This window comes from Halomonas sp. (assembly GCF_041689495.1).
Taxonomy (GTDB): Bacteria; Pseudomonadota; Gammaproteobacteria; order Pseudomonadales; family Halomonadaceae; genus Halomonas.
The window spans coordinates 1-4,214 of sequence record NZ_JBDNGD010000544.1 but is presented as its reverse complement, the minus strand read 5'-3'; the positions used below and the strand labels follow the sequence as shown (position 1 = coordinate 4,214).

Sequence of the window (4,214 nt, the reverse complement as noted above, 5' to 3'; positions counted from 1 at the left end):
TGGCCGCAGATTGCCGCGCTCGAGGACAAGTTCGACAAGGGCATATCCGCCGCTGTAGCAAAGCGCACCGGTGAGGCAGCCAAGCCGCCAAGCGCCAAGAAGGCCGCCATTTTCAGCCGGCGCACCCAACAGCCATACCACGCCCCAGAGCACGCCAGCAGCGCCGTTGACGCCCTGGCGGCCAGCCTGTCAGAGCATGGCCGCGTTGACATGCCCTACATGGCGTCTCTGTACGGCAAGACCGAGGCCAAGGTTGCCGAGGAGCTGGAAGGCAGGATCTTCGAGGAAACCCCCGGGAGCTGGGTCGAGCGCGACGCTTTCCTGAGCGGCAACGTGAAGCACAAGCTATCCCTGGCCGATCGGCTGGCCAAGGAAATGCCGAGGTTCCAGCGCAACGTGGAGGCGCTGCGTGAGGTACAGCCAGAGGATATCGAGGCAGTAGACATCAGTGTGAAGACTGGCGCGCACTGGATGCCCGTCGAGGACATGACAGCCTTCGTCCAGTTCATCATGGACAGCGACAGCGGCGGCGCCTCCTACGCCTCCCCTGTAGCCAAATGGTCAATCAAAGGCAACCCCACTCCAGCGCAGCGCCAGAGATGGGCAACCGAGCGCGTCGATGTCAACAAGCTGATCGAGCACGCGGCGAACCAGACCAATGCCGTGGTCCGCGACAAGCTGGATGACGGTTCAACCCTCGTGAATGAGTCCGCCACCAACGTCGCGGCCGAGCGCATCGCGAAGATCAATACTGAGTTCCGCCGTTGGGTGTGGGCAGACGACGCGCGCCGCGAGCGCCTGGCGCGACTCTACAACGACACTTTCAACACAGACCGGCTCCGTGAGTTCGACGGCGGCCACCTGACGTTCCCGGGCAAGGTCAGCGACGACATCATCAGCCTGCGCCCGCACCAGTCCAACGCCGTGTGGCGCATCGTGCAGTCAGGCAACACGCTACTCGATCAAGTGGTCGGCTCTGGGAAAACCTTTGCCATGGTGGCAGGCGCGATGGAGATGCGCCGCATGGGCCGCGCGCGCAAGCCGATGTTCGTCGTCCCCAACCACCTTGTTGGACAGTGGGCAACGGATTTCCTGAAGCTATACCCGAGCGCCAACATCCTGGCCACCACGAAAAAGGACTTCAAGAAAGGCAATCGCCAGCAGCTATTCGCCCGCATCGCGACCGGGGACTGGGACGCTGTGATCGTTGCACACTCAGCGATCGGCAAAGTCGAGATGGATGCGAAGTTCCAGGAGCAGTTCATCAAGGCGCAGATACGCGACCACGACGCCGCCATCAAGGCAGTCCGCGCGGCGGAAGGGAAGAAGTCGCGCAGCGTGAAGCAGATCGAGAAGCAGAAGGAACGGCTCGAGGAGAAGCTGAAGCGGCTGTTCGACGCGGACAACAAAGACGACAACCTGACGTTCAGCGAGCTGGGTGTCGATGCGCTGTTCCTCGACGAAGCGCACGAGTTCAAGAACCTCGGGTTCGCTACCTCGCTGACCAACGTGGCGGGGCTTGGCAACCCAACGGGTAGCCAGAAAGCCAGCGATATGTTCATGAAGGTGCGGTATCTCAACGAAGTGACCGGCGGCAACGTCATCTATGCCACCGGGACGCCGATCAGCAACACCATGGCAGAGATGTACACCATCCAGCGGTATCTGGACTATGACGCCTTGCAAGACCAGGGGATCGCCCACTTCGACGCCTGGGCGCGCATGTACGGATCCATAGAGTCGGACTGGGAGATGAGCCCATCCGGCACCTACAAGATGAAAACGCGATTCTCCAAGTTCGTGAACATGCCAGAGCTGATGCAGCGCTACCTGTCATTCAGCGATGTCATCACCCAGGCCGACATCAAGCGGCAACTGGCCGCACAAGGTAAGCGACTGCCGATACCCAAGATCGCAGGCGGCAAGCCCAACAACGTGGTGGTTGAGCGCAGCGACGACCAGGCCAACTATATCGGGGTGGCGAAGAAAGACCAGAACGGTAACGAGGTCTACCCGTCCGGCAGCCTGATCTACCGGGCCGAGCATTTACCGAAAAAGCCGGAGAAGGGCGCCGACAACATGCTCAAGATCATGTCCGACGCGCGCAAGGCCGCGCTCGACATGCGCCTGATCGACGCCAGCTATCCCGACAACCCCGGCAGCAAGATCCACGAGTCCGCCGATCGCATTAAATTCATTCATGACAAGTGGGACGCCGACAAGGGCACCCAACTGGTATTCATCGACCTATCCACCCCCAAGGGCGCCAAGGCCAAGGAGGCCGCGCGCATCCGCGATTTGGTGGAAAGGGCCGAGCAGGGCGACGAAGCCGCCAACGAGCAGCTCGACAAGATGAGCCCCGACGAGTTGGCCGCCCTGGATGGCGACTTCAGCGTCTATGATGACCTGAAGCAGAAGCTCATCGACCGAGGCATCCCCGAGGCCGAGATTGCTTTCATCCACGACGCTAACACCGAATTGCAGAAGGAGGAGCTGTTTGGCAAGGTGCGCAGCGGGCGAGTGCGAGTGATGTTTGGCTCCACGCCCAAGATGGGCGCCGGCATGAACGTGCAGGACCGGCTGGTAGCCCTGCACCACATGGACGCCCCCTGGCGCCCCAGCGACATGGAGCAGCGCGAGGGCCGCATCATCCGCCAGGGCAACCTGTTCGACACGCCGCCCACCGCTGAAGACCCAAACCCGCTATACCGGAACAACTTCGAGGTAGAGATCCTGCGCTATGCCACCAAGCGGACGCTCGACTCGAGCATGTGGCAGACCATTGAAACCAAGGCCCGGTTTATCGAGCAGGTGCGCAAGGGCAACACCACCCAGCGCGAGATCGAGGACGTGTCAGGCGAGGCCAGCAACGCCGCCGAGATGAAGGCGGCCAGTTCCGGCAACCCGCTGATCCTCGAGGAGATGGACCTGCGCCAGAAGGTGCGGAAGATGTCGCAGCTTGAGGAGGAGCACAACCGCGACCAGTTCCGCATCCGCGACAAGGTGCGGCAGATCACGAAGCGCGTCGAGGACTTGAAGCCGCGCGTGAAGCGACTCACCACCGATGCCAAGACCGCCGAGGCAATTCCGGACAAGGGCTTCACCGTGACCGTGAACGGGACGACGCTCACCGAGCACAAGAAGGCTGGGCAGGAGATCATCGCCGCGGCCGCCAAGATGGCGGAATCAGGCACCGATACCCAATCGGTAGGCAGCTACCACGCCTTCACGCTGCGCCTGGATAACGTCAGCGGGAGCCAGTTCGTGCTGACCCTGGAAGGCGAAAGCGAGCACCAGCTTGAGATTGCCGACATATCCAAGGCCGACCCGACCGGACTGGCGCGCCGTATTGCCAATATGGCGAAAGGACTGCCGGACGATGCCAAGAGCGCGCACAAGCAACTGAAGCTGGCCCAGGAGCAGATCCCCCAGCTTGAGGAGCAGATCACCGACTGGCCCCAGGCCGAGGAACTGGCAAAGCTCAAGTCTCGCCATGCCCTAGTGATCGACCAACTGAAGCCAAAGCAGAGCCAGAAGCGAGAGGGCGAGGGGCAGAACGAGAACGATGTCAGTTCCATGGCCTCGCCGCATGATGCCCCCATGCCTCGGTGGCGCCCCACCTACCGGATGCTGGGAGTGAGCCCACGCCGACCAGCGTCGGGCACCATCGAAGTGGGCGCGCGTACTGTCAAGCTGAAGCCCGAGGACACCCCGACCCGGCGCGAGGGAATCCGCGTCATGGTGATCGACACCATCGGGCCGCGGCTGTATCAAGGCAAGGTCAAGGGCAAGTCACGGCTGGGTTTCTACCGTCGCTCCAACAGCGAGGTAAGAATCGCGAACTTCGATGATGTCGAGGTCATGGCCCACGAGCTGGCCCACTACCTGGACATGCACTACACGCACAAGGAGCGATTCACGCGCGCCTATCGTGACGCTGGCTATCGCCAGGAGGTCGAGGCGCTTTCCTACACCAGCAAGGAGAAGCTCAAGACCAAGGAAGGCTTTGCCGAGTTCGTGCGCCTGTGGTTGACGCAGTACAGCGAGGCCAAGACCCGGGCCCCTCTCTTCACGCAGAAGTTTGAGCAGGTGCTTGCCAACGACAAGCCGCTGCGCAAGAAGATGATCAGGATGCAGGAGGAGATGCACCGCTGGTACGGACAAGGCGACCTGGCCCAAGCCTACGCCGTGACATCGGGAAACAAGTATACCCC

At 61.8% G+C, this 4,214-nt stretch carries 1 protein-coding gene; it reads left to right on the top strand.

Annotation, left to right across the window (positions count from 1 at the left end):
• Positions 1 to 4,214: DEAD/DEAH box helicase family protein (locus ACESMD_RS15735; RefSeq protein ID WP_372614826.1), on the top strand; the 4,214-nt coding region annotated here is incomplete at both ends.